The organism is Micromonospora sp. WMMD987, from assembly GCF_029581435.1.
GTDB lineage: Bacteria > Actinomycetota > Actinomycetes > Mycobacteriales > Micromonosporaceae > Micromonospora > Micromonospora rifamycinica.
Map to the genome: position 1 here is coordinate 3,149,426 of NZ_CP120861.1, position 14,197 is coordinate 3,163,622.

Sequence of the window (14,197 nt, forward strand, 5' to 3'; positions counted from 1 at the left end):
ATCGGTGTGGAGGTGGCGAGGGATGAGACTCGGACTGCACTACTGGAACTACTCGACCCCGGCCGATCCGGCGGCGATCGCGCCCACGCTGGTCGAGACAGCCACGGTCGCCGAGGAGGCCGGCTTCGCGTCGTTCACCGTGATGGACCACTACTTCCAGATGGAGGCCATGGCCCCGGCCGAGGAGCCGATGCTGGAGGCGTACACGACGCTGGGTTTCGTCGCGGCGCGGACCTCGCGGATGACGCTCGGCGTGCTGGTCACCGGCGTGATGTACCGCTACCCGGGGCTGCTCGCCAAGATCGTGACCACCCTGGACGTGCTCTCCGGCGGCCGGGCCCGGCTCGGCATCGGCGCGTCCTGGTACGAGCGCGAACAGCACGGCCTCGGGGTGCCGGTGGTGCCGGTGGCCGAGCGGTTCGAGCGGCTGGAGGAGACGCTGCGGATCTGCCGGCAGATGTGGAGCGACGACAACGGGCCGTTCGAGGGCCGGCACTACCGGCTGGCCGAGACGCTCAACTCGCCGCAGCCGCTGCAACGGCCCCACCCGCCGGTCATGATCGGTGGCAGTGGCGAGAAGAAGACCCTGCTGCTGGTGGCCCGGTACGCCGACGCCTGCAACCTGTTCGGCAGCAGTCCCGCCGAGGTGGCGCACAAACTGGACGTGCTGCGCGGGCACTGCGCCGCCGAGGGCCGGGACTACGACGCCATCGACAAGACGGTGATCATGATGCGGCCGCCGCTGGCCGACGCGGACGGGTTCCTCGCCGAGGTGGCCGAGTACGCCGCGCTCGGGGTTTGCGAGGTGCAGGTCACCCCGGACCGGCACCCGGTGGAGTTCACCCGGCGGATCGCCACCGAGGTACTGCCGAAGCTGACTGCCATCGGCTGACGGTGGGCCGACCCGACCCACCGGGTGCCGCCGCCGGCGATCCGGCCGGGATGCGCTGCCGGCGGCACCTCCGCCCGCCGGCTGTGGTCCGCCGCCGGGTGCCGTCCGCCGCCGGGTGCCGTCCGCCCGCCGGCTCACCGGCGGGCGGACGGCCTGACGGTCACTGGCTGAGCCGGGCGACCTCCTCGGCGGTGAGCCGCAGACCGGCCGGGGCCGCGCCGCGTGCCGTCGCCGGGGTGGCCGGCGGGTCGGCCGGCCGCCGCAGGTGCCAGTCGGTGACGGCCTGGTAGGCGGCGACCACCGACAGCAGCCGGTCCTCGCCGTACGGCAGGCCACCGAGGATGGTGCCGATCGGCAGTCCCGCGGCGGTGAACCCGATCGGGAAGCCGATCTCGGGCAGGCCGAGGATGTCGAACGGCACCGGACCGGTCTGCACCACCACGTCGCAGCCGGCGAAGAGCTGGTCGAGCACCCGCTCCATCAGCAGCAGCTTGGCCCGCTGGCCGGTGATGAACTCGCCGCCGCCCAGCAGCGCGCCCTGCAACCAGCCGGTCACCGACACCCCGAAACCGCGCAGGTCGGTGCGCAGGTAGGGCAGGAACGGCTCGGTACGCTCCGGCAGCCGTACGTTGTTGAACGCGCTGCCGGTGAGCAGGTCCCACTCGTCGGGCAGTGGCACGTCGACGATCGTCGCGCCGGTGATCGCGGCGAGCTTCGCCAGGTACGCCTGCCGGGCCAGTGCGGTCTCCGAGGTGCCGGCGGTGAAGCCGGGCAGCACCCCGATCCGGGTCTTCCACCGCAGCTTGAGCTTGCCGCCCTGGTAGGTGGGGGTGGCCGCGTCGATCAGCTTGGGCACCTCGGGCAGGCCCTGGCTGCGCGGGTCGGCCGGGTCCTCACCGGCCATCGCGGTGAGCATGATGGCGGCGTCCTTGGCGTCGCGGGCCAGCGGGCCGGGGTGGTCGCGGGTGTAGCTGAGCGGGATGATCCCGTGCAGCGACACCCGACCCATGGTCGGCTTGAGCCCGGTGAGGTTCTGCGCGTTGGACGGCGCGGTGATCGAGCCGCCGGTCTGGGTGCCGGTGCCGGAGGTGGCGAGCCGACCCGCGACCGCGGTGGCGGTGCCGGTGGACGATCCGCCGGGGTCGGTGCCCGGATTGGTGGGCGTCCAGGCGTTGACCGTGGTGACCACCCCGCTGGGGGTGGTGGCCCGGGTGGTGGCCAGCGGACCCATCTGGGTCTTGCCCAGCGCGATCGCCCCACCGCCGGTGACCAGCCGGGTCACCGCCGTGGCGTCGTACGGCGGCCGGAAGTCGGCGAACAGGTAGGAACTGGCGGTGGTCGGTACCCCGGCGGTGTAGTAGTTGTCCTTGATGGCCAGGGGGATGCCGTGCAGCGCGCCCCGGTGCGGCTTGCGGGCCATCGCGCGGGCCGCCTTGACCGCCTGCTCGGCGAGCACCAGGTTGAACGCCTGGTAGGTCGTCTCGTAGCGGGAGATCCGGGCCAGGTACGCCTCGACCAGCTTCTCCGGGGTGAGCTTGCCGGCCCGGATCAGCCAGGCGGCCTCGGCGATGGTCAGTTCGGTCGGGTCGGCCACCGCCTCCGGACGCGGCTTGACGTAGGCGTTGGGCACGGCCAGTGCCGGGTTGTAGCGACCGGCCGGCACGGCCGATGTTCGGGTGCTGCCGGCCGCCGAGGCGACGGCGGGCAGGCCGACGACGCCGCCGACCGCCGAGGCGGTGGCCAGCGCGGCGGTCCGGGCGAGGAAGGCGCGACGGTCGACGCTGTGGTCGGCAGGTGCTGTGCTCATCACTTCCGCCATTCCGTGCTGATCGAGGGGTAGAGCATCGGCGCGGGCTGCTGGGACAACGCCCGGGCCACGGCCGGGTCGGTGCCCGCCGGGGCGGGCGGCTGGTAGGCGGCGAGGGTGCCGACCGTGCCGCGGACGAACGAGCGCAGCGAGGCCAGTACGGTGTCCCGCCCGGGGGAGCCGGTCTGCGGGTCGGCGGTGGTGCCGGCGGGCAACTGGTCGAGGTCGATGCCGAGCGACGCGAGCCGGGCGCGGATGAGGACGTCCAGTTCCGCGTCGGTCGGTGGGGTGGGGGCCATGACGCTCCTTGAGGGGTGGGCGACGATGACCCACTGTCGAGCCGGATCGTGTCACCAACGTGACAAGTTGATCTCGGCGTCGTGAAGCCACGCAGGTCAATGCCGTGGTGGGGCACCTCCCGACGTGCGCCCATCGCGCTCCACCGTCGACGGAGGGGGGCGCGGTGCCGCCGTCCGGCGTCGCGTCCGTCGGGTGCGGGCGATCTGAAGTAATAGAAATTGTTGCTTCTGGCGGCCCGCTCGGTGAGACTGTCCGGGTGGCGGCGAACAGCAGGGTGACGATCGCGGCCCACGCCCTGGCCTGGCTGGAGCTGGCCAGGCGTCGAGGTCGGCTGGTGCTCACCTCCGAGGAGGTGGCGGCGAGCATCAACACGAACGCCGTCATCGTCCGGCGCAGCCTCGGCGACCTGCACCGGGCCGGCCTGGTGACGGCCCGTCGTGGCAACGGCGCGGGCTTCTCCCTCGGGCGGCCGGCAGCGGAGATCACGCTGTCGGACGTTTGGCTCGCCGTCTCGCCGGAGCCGCTGCTCGCCCTGCATCCCGGCGTACCCAACCTGGAGTGCCCGGTGGGACTGGGGATTCGTCCCGTCCTCGCCGACCTGTACGGCGAGGCGACCGACTCGTTCCGGGCCTCGCTGGCGCGCTGGACCGTCGCCGACGTGCTGGAGAGGATCCTGTCGTGATCGTCGAACTGCGCTGTTACACGCTGCGGGCGGGACGCCGTGACGAGTTGGTCGAGCTGTTCGACCGCGAGTTCGTGGAGACCCAGGAGGAGCGGGGAATGGCCGTGCTGGGCCAGTTCCGTGACCTCGACCGGCCCGACCGGTTCGTGTGGCTGCGGGGCTTCACCGACATGTCCGCGCGCCGCAGGGGCCTGACGGCCTTCTACTCCGGACCGGTGTGGGCCCGGCACGGGCCGGCCGCGAACGCGACCATGCTCGACTCGGACGACGTGCTGCTGCTCCGGGAGATCGTCGCGGTGCCGACGTACGACCGCGACGCCGCCGACCCCGAATCCGTGCTGTACGTGACGATCTGGCACGGGGCGGAGCCGCTCCCCGTGCCCGCCCACATCCCGCCGGATGTCCTGGCCGTGCTGCGGACCGAGTACGCTCCGAACGACTATCCCCGGCTCCCGGTCCGCGAGAACGTGCACGTGCTGGTGTGGCTGACCCGCGCACCGCTGCGGAGGGATGTTCCCGCCGGGGTGACGCGGACCGAGCAGCACCGCCTGCGTCCCACCCGCCGTTCCCGTCTGTACTGAGCAGGTCAACGGCGACGATCGATACCGCGTCACCTGTTCCGTCGGTGCCGCTGTCCTGATCCACGCAGGTCAGCGGCCCTGTCGGGCGACAAGTCCTTGACCCTCGTGGGGGGTGAAAACTAGAGTCCGGTCGGTTAACGTTAACAATGACGTAAATCGATCGAGATTTGCGTGTCGGTGTCGGGTCATGATCAAACCCCCTCCGACGAGCAGTAGGCCGGTGCCGTCCGGGCTCAGGTAACCGGGGAAGTGCGTACCACCACCATCAGCCCAGGAGGACGAGACATGACGCACGAGCAGAACGAACCGGAGAGCGGCCGACGGCGGCTGAGCCGCAGAGCCGTCCTGACCACGATCGGAGCCGTGCCCGTCGCGGCGGCCACGGCGGCCCTGGGGGCCACGGAGGCCTCGGCCGCGCCGGCCAGCATCAACCCGTCGGCGCAGCGGCAGACGATCAAGGGTTTCGGCGCGATGGTCCACGCGGCCTGGATCGGCGACCTGACCGCCGCCCAGCGGGAGACGGCGTTCGGCACCGGTGAGGGCCGGCTGGGCTTCTCCGTGTTGCGGATCCCGGTCGGCGAGAGCCAGGCGGACTTCAGCCGTGACCTGGCGACGGCGAAGCGCGCGGTCGAGCTCGGAGTGACCGTCTTCGCGTCGCCGTGGAACCCGCCGGCCAGCATGATCGAGACGTTCACCCGGGGCAGCCAGACCAACGCCAAGCGGCTGCGGGCCAGCTCGTACGGCGCCTACGCCCAGCACCTGAACGACTTCACCGTCTACATGCGCAACAACGGGGTGCCGCTCTACGCCATCTCCGTGCAGAACGAGCCCGACTACGCGCACGACTGGACGTGGTGGACCTCCGGCGAGATCATCAAGTTCCTCAAGGAGAACTCCGGGGTGATCAGCACCCGGGTGATGGCGCCGGAATCGTTCCAGTACGTCAAGTCGATGTCCGACCCGATCCTCAACGACGCCACCGCGCTGGCCAACGTGGACATCATCGGGGCGCACCTCTACGGCACCTCCTACTCCAACTTCCCGTACCCGCTGTTCAAGCAGAAGGGCGCGGGCAAGGAACTGTGGATGACGGAGGTCTACTACCCGAACAGCAACGCGAACTCGGGTGACGCCTGGCCGGAGGCGCTCGACGTCGGTGAGCACATCCACCGCTCGATGGTGGACGCCGAGTTCCAGACGTACGTCTGGTGGTACCTGCGGCGCAGCTACGGCCCCATGCGCGAGGACGGCCAGATCAGCAAGCGCGGTGCGATGATGGCGCACTTCGCCAGGTTCGTCCGCCCGGGCTACGTACGGATCGACGCCACCGCGAACCCGGCGTCGAACGTCTACGTCTCGGCGTACCGCAACGGCAACAACATCGTCATTGTCGCGGTCAACAAGAACACCTCGTCGGTCAGCCAGCAGTTCAACCTGTCCGGCGTCACCGGGTCCAGCAGCGTCTCGAACTGGCTCACCGACGGGAGCCGGAACGTCGCACCGCAGGGCGCGCTCACCATGACGAACGGCTCGCTGACCGTCACGCTCCCCGCCCGGAGCGTGATGACCTTCGTGACCAGCATGAGCGGCACCACGCCGACCCCCACCCCCACCAACACGCCCACGCCGACCCCCACGCCCACCCCGACCCCGACGCCGACCCCCACCCCGACCTCCGGTGGGACCGGTCCCCGGGTCGGGTACACGATGAACACCTGGGACTCCGGCTTCACCGCCAGCATCAGCATCACCAACACCGGCAGCTCGACGATCGACGGCTGGACGCTGGCCTTCACGCTGCCGTCGGGCCAGTCCGTCACGTCGGCCTGGAGCGCCACCATCTCGCCCAGCAGCGGCCAGGTGAGCGCCCGCAACGTCAGCTACAACGGCACGATCGCCCCCGGAGCCACCGTCGAGATCGGTTTCCAGGGCAGTCACACCGGCAACACCGCCGAGCCGACCGCCTTCACCCTCAACGGCATCCCCTGCACGGTCGTCTGACCGGTCGACCGGAGCGATCCCCGTACGGCCGCCGCGGACACCGCGGCGGCCGTACCCGTCGCGGGTGCCCGCTCCGCACGCGGCGTGAGGGCAGAGTCGGTGCCGTGGGCGAACACCCGACCGTCAGACGGGTGGCGGAACGGACGCGCCGGGCCGGTCAAGGTCCCGGGGGACCGCGCCGACGGGACTGACCGGGCCGGGTCAGCCCTGGCGGGTCGGTCGGATGGTCAGGTCGCCGATCTCGACGTCGTCGGGCTGGTCGATGGCGAAGGCGATCGCGCGGGCGACCGCGCCGGGGTCGAGGCCGATCTCGGCCATGGTCTGCCGCACCTCCTCGCGTACCGCGGGGTCGTCGATGGCCCGGTCGACGAACTCGGTACGCACGTAACCGGGGGAGATCGAGGTGGTCCGCAGCGCTCCGGTGGTGCTCTCCTGCCGCAGGCCCTCCAGTAGGGTCCGCACCGCGTTCTTCGTCCCGGCGTACACCGCCTGGGTGGGAGTGATCTTCAGGCCGGAGGTCGAGACGACCGTGACGAGGTGACCGCTGCCCTGGCGGGTGAAGACGGGCAGGGCGGCGGCGATCCCGTGCAGGACGCCCTTGACGTTCACGTCGACCATCGCCGACCAGCCCTCGACGTCCAGCTCGGCCAGGGTGCTGAGTCGGCTGATCCCGGCGTTGCCCACCAGGACGTCCAGCCGACCGAAACGCTCCACCGCGAGGGCGACCAGGGAGCGCAGGTCGTCCGGGGCGGTGACGTCCACCCGGGCGGCGACCGCCGTGCCGCCGGCGGCCCCGATCTCGGCGACCAACCGGTCGAGCCGGTCGGTGCGCCGGGCGCCGAGGACGACGGATGCGCCGAGCGCGGCGAGGTGGCGGGCGGTGGCCGCGCCGATGCCGCTGCTGGCGCCGGTGATCGCGACGACCTTTCCGGGGATGGTCATGATGCTCCTCGGGGTATAGTGGACACATGTCCGGTTACTCCGACCAGCCTAGCGGACACGTGTCCGCTTCTGTCAAGGGTGCGGCGGCGTCTGCTGCCAGGGGCGCGGCGGCGTCCCGTGTCGACGCGCGGCGCAACCGCGAACGCATCCTCCAGGTGGCCCGGGACCTGGTGCGCGAACCGGGCGAGCTGAAGCTCAACGCGGTGGCGAAGGCCTGCGGCATCGGGCAGGGCACCCTGTACCGGCACTTCCCCACCCGGGAGGACCTGCTCGTCGAGGTGTACCGCCACGAAGTCGACGACCTGGTCGCCGCGGCCCCGCGCCTGCTGGCCAGCCACCCGCCGGTGGCGGCGTTGGCCGCCTGGTTCGACCGGGTGGCCGCCTACGCCCGGATCAAGCGGGACGTCTTCGCGGCCGTCGAGGCGGCGACCTGGCGTGATCTCGCCGCGCACAGTCTCGGCCCGATCGGCGAAGCCGTGGAGTTGCTGCTCGCCGCCGGTCGTTCGGCCGGCAGCCTTCGCGCCGACGTCGAGGCCCGGGACGTCATCGTCCTGATCGGTTGGCTTTCCCGACTGGACGACACCGAGCTGGACAGCCGGGGGCCGCGCCTGCTGGCCATCCTCGTCGACGGTCTCCGCGTGCCCGGCCGGTGACCGGACCGACCGGCCGGCGTTCCGGCAGCCGGCCCGGTGCGGCGCGGGTGGGAGGCGGCGTCGGGGCGGCCGACGAGGCACCGACCCGGGCGGGAATGTCACCGGTGGCGGCTAGCCTGCCGGCATGGTGAGCGCCGAGCTGGATGAGTTGATCGTCGCCGACGCGGACGCGCTGCGCGCGTGGCTGTCGGCCCACCACGACACCTCGCCCGGCGTCTGGCTCGCCCTGACCAGGAAGGGCGGCACGGTCACGACGCTGACCTGGCAGCAGGCGGTCGACGAGGCGCTGTGCTTCGGCTGGATCGACGGGCAGGCCCGCAAGCGGGACCAGGAGAGTTCCTGGATCAGGTTCACCCCCCGCCGGCCGCGCAGTTCCTGGTCGCAACGCAACGTCGCGAACGTGGCCCGGCTCGAGGAGCAGGGTCGGATGCGGCCCGCCGGCCGTGCCGCGGTGGCCGCCGCCCGGGCCGACGGGCGGTGGGACGCCGCCTACGCCCCGCCGTCGGAGTCCGAGGTGCCCGCCGACCTGCTCGCCGCGATCGCCGCCGACCCCGCCGCCCAGGCCATGTTCGACGTGCTGACCAGCGCCAACCGGTTCGCGCTCACCCACCGCCTCAACGCCGTCAAACGGGCGCAGACCCGGGAGCGGAAGATCGGCGAGTTCGTCGCGATGCTGGCCCGTCAGGAGACGGTCCACCCGCAGAAGGCCCGGCCGCCGCACCCGCCGTGAAGGGTCAGCGGGGGGCCGTCCGGTGCCAGGAGTCGACGTCCAGCGCGTAGGTGTAGCCGTCCACCCAGCCCCGTTCGGCGTGCCAGGAGTCACCGACGCCGTGCTGCTCCCGACGCATCCCGACCTTCTCCAGCACCCGCACCGAGGCGAGGTTGTCGGCGAAGCACCCGGCGGTGATCCGGCGGACACCCGGCCCGGTGAAAGCGTGGGCCACCATCGCGGCGACCGCCTCGGTCGCGTACCCGTGGCCCCGGTGGGCCGGGTCGAAGACGTAGCCGAGTGAGGCCTCCGTGCGGGTCGGCATGCCGGGCTGCCCCATCCCGTCCAGCACCTCGAGCGAGACGGTGCCGATCACCAGGCCGTCCAGGGTGACCGCCCGGCTGTGGTCGTCGGGGTTCTCCGCCGCCCGCCGCCAGGCCGCCCGGAACGCCGCCGGCTCCACCTCGGTACTCAGCAGCCAGTAGGTGACCTCGGGGAGGCTGCGGTACTCGAGGATCCGGTCGATGTCGCCGTCGCGTACCGGGCGCAGGTGAAGGCGGGGGGTGCGGAGCGTGACGCCGTCCATGCGGCGGGACTCTAGCCCACCCACCGTCGAGACCGGTGGGCATTTCCGCCGATGCCCCGGGTACCGTACGCCCCGGCGGGCGTTCGTCGCTGCTCGCCCGGCCGGCGTGTTTGGATGGTCCGGTGGAGTTGACTGTGACAGACGCGCCGGACCGGGAGCGGTTCGAGGCGCGTGACGAGACCGGTGCGCTGGCCGGGCTGGTCACCTACCAGCTGACCGGCGCCATCATCGCCTACACGCACACCGAGGTCGATCCAGCCTTCGAGGGTCGGGGGGTCGGCTCGACGCTGGCCCGCGCGGTCATGGACGACGCCCGCGCCCGGGGGCGGACGGTGGTGCCGATCTGCCCGTTCCTCAGTGACTGGTTGGGCCGGCACCCGGAGTACGCCGACATCGTGGTCCGGTCCACCCGCAGGATCAGGTAGCCCGCCGGGACGGTTCCGGTCGCTCGACGGGGACCGGGGCGGGTGTCGGGTGGTCGGGCGGTGAGCGGGCGTGAGCGCAGCGCAGCGGCGGGGTTCGTCTCCTTGACGGGGTCTGTTTGTTGCGCTGACAATTCCAGCCTGTTAACGCTCACATGACACCGAGGAATCCCCCCATGCGCTCAGCAGTTCCCCGGGACCACCACACCACCCCCGCCCCCCGCCGCACCCGTACCCTCGCCACCGCCACCCTGCTCACCCTCCTCGCCGCGCTGACCCCCGCCGTGGCGACACCGGCCGACGCGGCAGCCGCCGACGTCACCGCCGGGCTGCTGCTGCGCTACGACCTCGACCAGCGCACCGGCACCACGATCACCGACACCTCCGGACACGGCAACGACGGCACCCTGGTCGGCGGCGGCACCTGGACCGGCCCGGACGGGCTGCTGCTCGACGGCGTCGACGACCACGTCAAGCTGCCGGACAACATCCTCGCCGGCCGGTCGTCGCTCACCGTCGCGGTCGACGTCATGGTCGACCCGACCCAGCAGACCCCGTACTTCCTCTGGGGTCTGGGCAACCCGGCCACCTCCGCCGCCGGCACCGGCTACCTGTTCGCCAGCGGCGACGCGTTCCGCGCCGGTATCACCACCACCAACTGGGCCGGCGAGAAAGTCACCGGCACCGGCGGCAACCTGACCCGGGGGGTGTGGAAGTCGGTCACCTACACCCAGACCGGCACCACCGGCACCCTCTACGCCGACGGCGTGCAGGTGGCCCGCAACACCGCCGTCACCGTGCCACCCAGCGCCGTCGGCAACGGCGTCACCACCAGCAACCACCTCGGTCGGTCCACCTACGCCACCGACCGGCTCCTCAAGGGACGGGTGGCCAACTTCCGGATCTACGACCGGGCGCTCACCGCCGCCGAGGTCGCCGCGATCGTGCGGCCCGAGGAGTCCGACCAGACCCGGGCCGAGTCCGCCGCCGCCGCGCTGTCCCTGGTGCACGCCGACGACGTCCGCGGCAACCTGACCATGCCCACCACCGGCCGGCACGACGCGACCGTCCGCTGGCGCTCGGCCCGACCGGAGGTGGTCACCGCCGACGGCCTGGTGCGTCGTCCCGCGCACGGCACCGGCGACACGACGGTGCCGGTGACCGCCACGGTCACCGTCGGCAGCGCCACCGTCGAGCGGACCATCGCGCTGACCGTGCGGGAGCTGCCGGCCCCCGCGCCGTACGCCGGATACGCGTTCAGCTACTTCACCGGCAACTCGATCGCCGGGGAGAAGATCTACTTCGCCGCCAGCCGGGGCAACAACGCCCTCCAGTGGACCGAGGTCAACGGCGGGCAGCCGAAACTGGAGTCGACCCACGGCACCCGGGGGCTGCGCGACCCGTTCCTGATCCGCAGCCCGGAGGGGGACCGGTTCTTCCTGATCGCCACCGACCTGTCGATCGGCCGCAACGGCGACTGGGACGCCGCCCAGCGCCGGGGCAGCCGCTATCTGGAGGTGTGGGAGTCCACCGACCTGGTCAACTGGTCGGCGCAGCGGCACGTCGAGGTCTCCCCGCCCACCGCCGGCAACACCTGGGCACCCGAGGCGTACTGGGACGCCGAGCGCGGCGAGTACCTGGTCTTCTGGGCCTCCAAGCTGTTCGCCGAGAACGACCCGGACCACACCGGCAACACGTACAACCGGATGCTGGCCGCCACCACCCGCGACTTCGTCACGTTCAGCCCCGCGACGATCTGGCAGGACCGGGGCGAGTCGCGGATCGACTCCACGATGATCCGCGAAGGCGACACCTACTACCGGTTCACCAAGGACGAGGGCGGCGGCGGCACCGGCTGCTCCGACATCATCCAGGAGAGGTCCCCCTCGCTGACCGCCGTCGACCTGCCCGGCCGACCGGCCTGGACGATGCTCGACTCGTGCATCGGCCGCGACGCCGGCACCTCCGCCGTGGAGGGGCCCACCGTCTTCAAGGCCAACCCCGGCGACACCTCCGGCTCGCGGTACTACCTGTTCGTCGACGAGTACGGCGGCCGGGGCTACATCCCGCTCGGCACCGACGACCTGGCCAGGCCGAACTGGAAGGTGCCCGCCTCCTACCGGCTGCCGGCCAGCCCGCGGCACGGCACCGTCATCCCGGTCACCCGCGCCGAACTCGACGCGCTGACCGACGCGCCGCCGCCGGTCAGCGCGAACGCCGACGGGGTGGTGGCCCACTACCGGCTCGACCAGGCCAGCGGCGGCACGGTCACCGACGACTCCGGCAACGGCCACCACGCCACCCTGGCCGGCGACGCCCGGTGGGACGCCGGCAGCCTCACCCTCGGCGGCACCGACGGCCACGTCGACCTGCCCGACAACATCATGTCCGGGCTGGATGAGATCACCGTCTCGATGGACGTGAACATCGCCGCCGACCAGGCCACCCCGTACTTCGTCTGGGGGCTCGGCAACACCGACGCCGCCGGCGTCGGCAACGGCTACCTGTTCACCACCGGCAACGACTACCGCACCTCGATCAGCCTCGGCAACTGGACCGGCGAGCAGACCGTCACCGGCGGCCGGGCGCTGCCCCGGGCAGCGTGGAAGACGCTGACGTACACCCTGAACCGGGCCGGCACCGCGCGGCTCTACCTGGACGGGGTACGGGTGGCCGAGAAGACCGGGTTGACCCTCACCCCCGGCGACATCGGCGGCGGTCGGACCACCGCCAACTACCTGGGCCGTTCCCAGTACGCCAGCGACCGCTACCTCAAGGGCCGGATCCGCGACTTCTCCCTCTACAACCGGGCGCTCAGCGACGCCGAGGTCGCCGCGCTCGGCAGCAACGGCACCAGCGTGGTCGCCGTCGAACTCGACAGCCTCAAGGTCCCGGCCGTGGTGGACGCCGCCGCCGGCACCATCACCCTGCCGGTCCGGCCGGGCACCGACCTGACCAGACTCGCCCCGCGCTACCTGGTCGCGCCGACCTCCACCGTCAAGCCCGCCGGGCCGCGCAACTACACCCGGCCGGTGGCGGTCACCGTCACCAGCGCCGCCGGGGCCAGCCGGGTCTGGACGGTCCGGGCGGTGCCGATGAACACCCCGGTGCTGCCCGGCTTCAACGCCGACCCGAACATCGTCCGGTTCGGCGACACCTACTACATCTACGGCACCACCGACGGCTTCCCCGGCTGGGGCAGCTCGACGTTCACCGTCTGGTCCAGCCGCAACCTGGTCGACTGGACCGCCCACGACACCATCCTCGACCTCGGACCCGACGTCAGCTGGGCGGACACCAACGCCTGGGCGCCGGCCGCGATCGAGAAGAACGGGAAGTACTACCTGTACTTCTCGGCCCAGCAGAACATCGGCGTCGCCGTGGCCGACTCGCCGCTCGGGCCGTTCGTCGACCCGCTCGGCCGGCCCCTGGTGAGCAAGGCCGACTACGGCAACGCCCAGCAGATCGACCCGGCGGTCTTCACCGACGACGACGGGAAGAGCTACCTGTACTGGGGCAACGGCACGCCGTACGTGGTGCCGCTCAACGACGACATGATCTCGTACGACGTCGCCCGGCGGGTCCGGCTGACCGGGCTCACCGGCTTCCGCGAGGGCCTGTTCCTGAACAAGCGCAACGGCGTGTACTACCTGTCCTGGTCGATCGACGACACCGGCAGCGAGAACTACCGGGTCGGCTACGGGACGGGCAGCAGCCCGCTCGGGCCGTTCACCAGCCGGGGGGAGATCCTCAGCAAGGACCCGGGCCAGGGCATCCTCGGCACCGGGCACCACTCGATCATCCAGGTGCCGGGCACCGACGACTGGTACGTGGCGTACCACCGGTTCGCCGTCCCGGGCGGCGACGGCACCCACCGGGAGACCACCATCGACCGGCTGTACTTCGCCGACGACGGCACCGTCATCCCGGTGGTGCCGACGTTGAGCGGTGTCGAGCCGCTGCGGTACCGGGGCGGGCAGCCACGGCTGCGGATCACCGACCCGGGCACCGACGGGTGGTACGGCGCGAACGCCGCCCTCACCCTCGCCCACGGCGAGCTGATCCGGCTGGTGGAGTACCAGATCGACGGGGAAGGCTGGTTCCCGTACCGGGAGCCGGTGGCCCTGCCGGCGGGCCGGCACACGGTGCGGTACCGGGCACAGGGGGTCAACCTGTTCTGGAGCGAGCCGTGGTCGGTGCCGGTCCGGGTGGACCGGGTCGCGCCGACCGCCGGGGCGGCCCTGGTCGACCGCAGCCTGGTCGTCACCGGCCGGGACACCGATTCCGGGGTGGCCCGGGTCGAGTACCGGCTCGACGGCGGGGAGTGGACCACCTGGACCGGGCCGGTGCCGCTGGACGAGCGGGCCCACGGGGTGCGCTACCGCGCGGTCGACGTGGCCGGCAACGTCAGCGAGGTGGGCGTCCTGCGGATCCCCGCGGTCCGCTAGCCGCCACCGGAGACGCGCCGCCCGACCGGAACCCCGGTCGGGCGGCGCGTCCACGTGTCCGGGCCACCGTCGACGTCGCCGGCCGCCCCCACGTGAGCGTCCCCTCAGGACATGATGGGGCGGTGACGTGCGACGACACGTCGTCGTGTGCGCCGACACCCCTCGCGAGGAGAG

At 72.0% G+C, this 14,197-nt stretch carries 12 protein-coding genes; 8 read left to right on the plus strand and 4 right to left on the minus strand.

Annotation, left to right across the window (positions count from 1 at the left end):
- Window positions 1–22: 22 nt before the first annotated feature.
- Window positions 23–892, plus strand: coding sequence for an LLM class F420-dependent oxidoreductase (locus O7612_RS13190; RefSeq protein ID WP_282273520.1), 870 nt, complete (start codon window positions 23–25; stop codon window positions 890–892).
- A 160-nt stretch (window positions 893–1,052) separates the two neighbouring features.
- Here O7612_RS13190 and O7612_RS13195 read toward each other — a convergent pair whose 3' ends face one another.
- Both O7612_RS13195 and O7612_RS13200 read right to left on the minus strand, forming a co-directional pair.
- A complete protein-coding gene (locus O7612_RS13195; RefSeq protein ID WP_282273521.1) occupies window positions 1,053–2,699 on the minus strand; it encodes an amidase in 1,647 nt (548 codons plus the stop codon).
- Complete coding sequence (locus tag O7612_RS13200) at window positions 2,699–2,998, minus strand: hypothetical protein (protein WP_282273522.1); 300 nt, start codon at window positions 2,996–2,998, stop codon at window positions 2,699–2,701. Before O7612_RS13200 ends, O7612_RS13195 begins: the two co-directional genes overlap by 1 nt.
- Window positions 2,999–3,255: 257 nt before the next feature.
- On the opposite strand from O7612_RS13200, the gene O7612_RS13205 reads away from it, so the two are divergent.
- From O7612_RS13205 to O7612_RS13215, 3 genes are all read left to right on the plus strand, one after another.
- Window positions 3,256–3,681, plus strand: coding sequence for an Rrf2 family transcriptional regulator (locus O7612_RS13205; RefSeq protein ID WP_282273523.1), 426 nt, complete (start codon window positions 3,256–3,258; stop codon window positions 3,679–3,681).
- A complete protein-coding gene (locus O7612_RS13210; protein ID WP_282273524.1) occupies window positions 3,678–4,262 on the plus strand; it encodes an NIPSNAP family protein in 585 nt (194 codons plus the stop codon). Before O7612_RS13205 ends, O7612_RS13210 begins: the two co-directional genes overlap by 4 nt.
- A 285-nt stretch (window positions 4,263–4,547) precedes the next feature.
- Window positions 4,548–6,263, plus strand: a complete 1,716-nt coding sequence (locus tag O7612_RS13215; RefSeq protein ID WP_282273525.1) for a cellulose binding domain-containing protein — start codon at window positions 4,548–4,550, stop codon at window positions 6,261–6,263.
- 201 nt (window positions 6,264–6,464) lie between these two features.
- Here the strand turns inward: O7612_RS13215 and O7612_RS13220 are convergent, their stop codons facing one another.
- Entirely contained in the window at window positions 6,465–7,205 is a 741-nt protein-coding gene (locus tag O7612_RS13220) for an SDR family oxidoreductase (protein WP_282273526.1), read from the minus strand.
- 59 nt (window positions 7,206–7,264) lie between these two features.
- On the opposite strand from O7612_RS13220, the gene O7612_RS13225 reads away from it, so the two are divergent.
- Together O7612_RS13225 and O7612_RS13230 are read left to right on the plus strand one after the other, a co-directional pair.
- Window positions 7,265–7,858 carry a TetR/AcrR family transcriptional regulator gene (locus tag O7612_RS13225; protein WP_282273527.1) on the plus strand — a complete coding sequence of 198 codons (594 nt, stop codon included), beginning with the start codon at window positions 7,265–7,267 and terminating at the stop codon, window positions 7,856–7,858.
- Between the two features lie 124 nt (window positions 7,859–7,982).
- On the plus strand, window positions 7,983–8,588 hold the full coding sequence (locus tag O7612_RS13230; RefSeq protein WP_282273528.1) for a YdeI/OmpD-associated family protein: 606 nt from the start codon (window positions 7,983–7,985) through the stop codon (window positions 8,586–8,588).
- A 4-nt stretch (window positions 8,589–8,592) separates the two neighbouring features.
- Here the strand turns inward: O7612_RS13230 and O7612_RS13235 are convergent, their stop codons facing one another.
- On the minus strand, window positions 8,593–9,153 hold the full coding sequence (locus O7612_RS13235) for a GNAT family protein (protein ID WP_282273529.1): 561 nt from the start codon (window positions 9,151–9,153) through the stop codon (window positions 8,593–8,595).
- A 134-nt stretch (window positions 9,154–9,287) separates the two neighbouring features.
- Between O7612_RS13235 and O7612_RS13240 the strand changes: the two genes are divergently transcribed.
- Both O7612_RS13240 and O7612_RS13245 read left to right on the plus strand, forming a co-directional pair.
- Window positions 9,288–9,578: a GNAT family N-acetyltransferase gene (locus O7612_RS13240; RefSeq protein ID WP_282273530.1), complete on the plus strand. Its 291-nt coding sequence runs from the start codon at window positions 9,288–9,290 to the stop codon at window positions 9,576–9,578.
- 173 nt (window positions 9,579–9,751) lie between these two features.
- Window positions 9,752–14,023 (plus strand): family 43 glycosylhydrolase, encoded by a 4,272-nt coding sequence (locus O7612_RS13245; RefSeq protein ID WP_282273531.1) that lies wholly within the window; start codon window positions 9,752–9,754, stop codon window positions 14,021–14,023.
- The last annotated feature ends 174 nt before the right edge of the window (window positions 14,024–14,197 follow it).

What these genes read in the sequence shown, in the direction of transcription:
- O7612_RS13215 (WP_282273525.1), top strand. Translation starts at nt 4,548, where the DNA reads ATGACGCACGAGCAGAACGAACCGGAGAGCGGCCGACGGCGGCTGAGC.
- O7612_RS13190 (WP_282273520.1), top strand. Translation starts at nt 23, where the DNA reads ATGAGACTCGGACTGCACTACTGGAACTACTCGACCCCGGCCGATCCG.
- O7612_RS13195 (WP_282273521.1), bottom strand. Translation starts at nt 2,699, where the DNA reads ATGAGCACAGCACCTGCCGACCACAGCGTCGACCGTCGCGCCTTCCTC.
- O7612_RS13245 (WP_282273531.1), top strand. Translation starts at nt 9,752, where the DNA reads ATGCGCTCAGCAGTTCCCCGGGACCACCACACCACCCCCGCCCCCCGC.
- O7612_RS13200 (WP_282273522.1), bottom strand. Translation starts at nt 2,998, where the DNA reads ATGGCCCCCACCCCACCGACCGACGCGGAACTGGACGTCCTCATCCGC.
- O7612_RS13235 (WP_282273529.1), bottom strand. Translation starts at nt 9,153, where the DNA reads ATGGACGGCGTCACGCTCCGCACCCCCCGCCTTCACCTGCGCCCGGTA.
- O7612_RS13220 (WP_282273526.1), bottom strand. Translation starts at nt 7,205, where the DNA reads ATGACCATCCCCGGAAAGGTCGTCGCGATCACCGGCGCCAGCAGCGGC.
- O7612_RS13230 (WP_282273528.1), top strand. Translation starts at nt 7,983, where the DNA reads ATGGTGAGCGCCGAGCTGGATGAGTTGATCGTCGCCGACGCGGACGCG.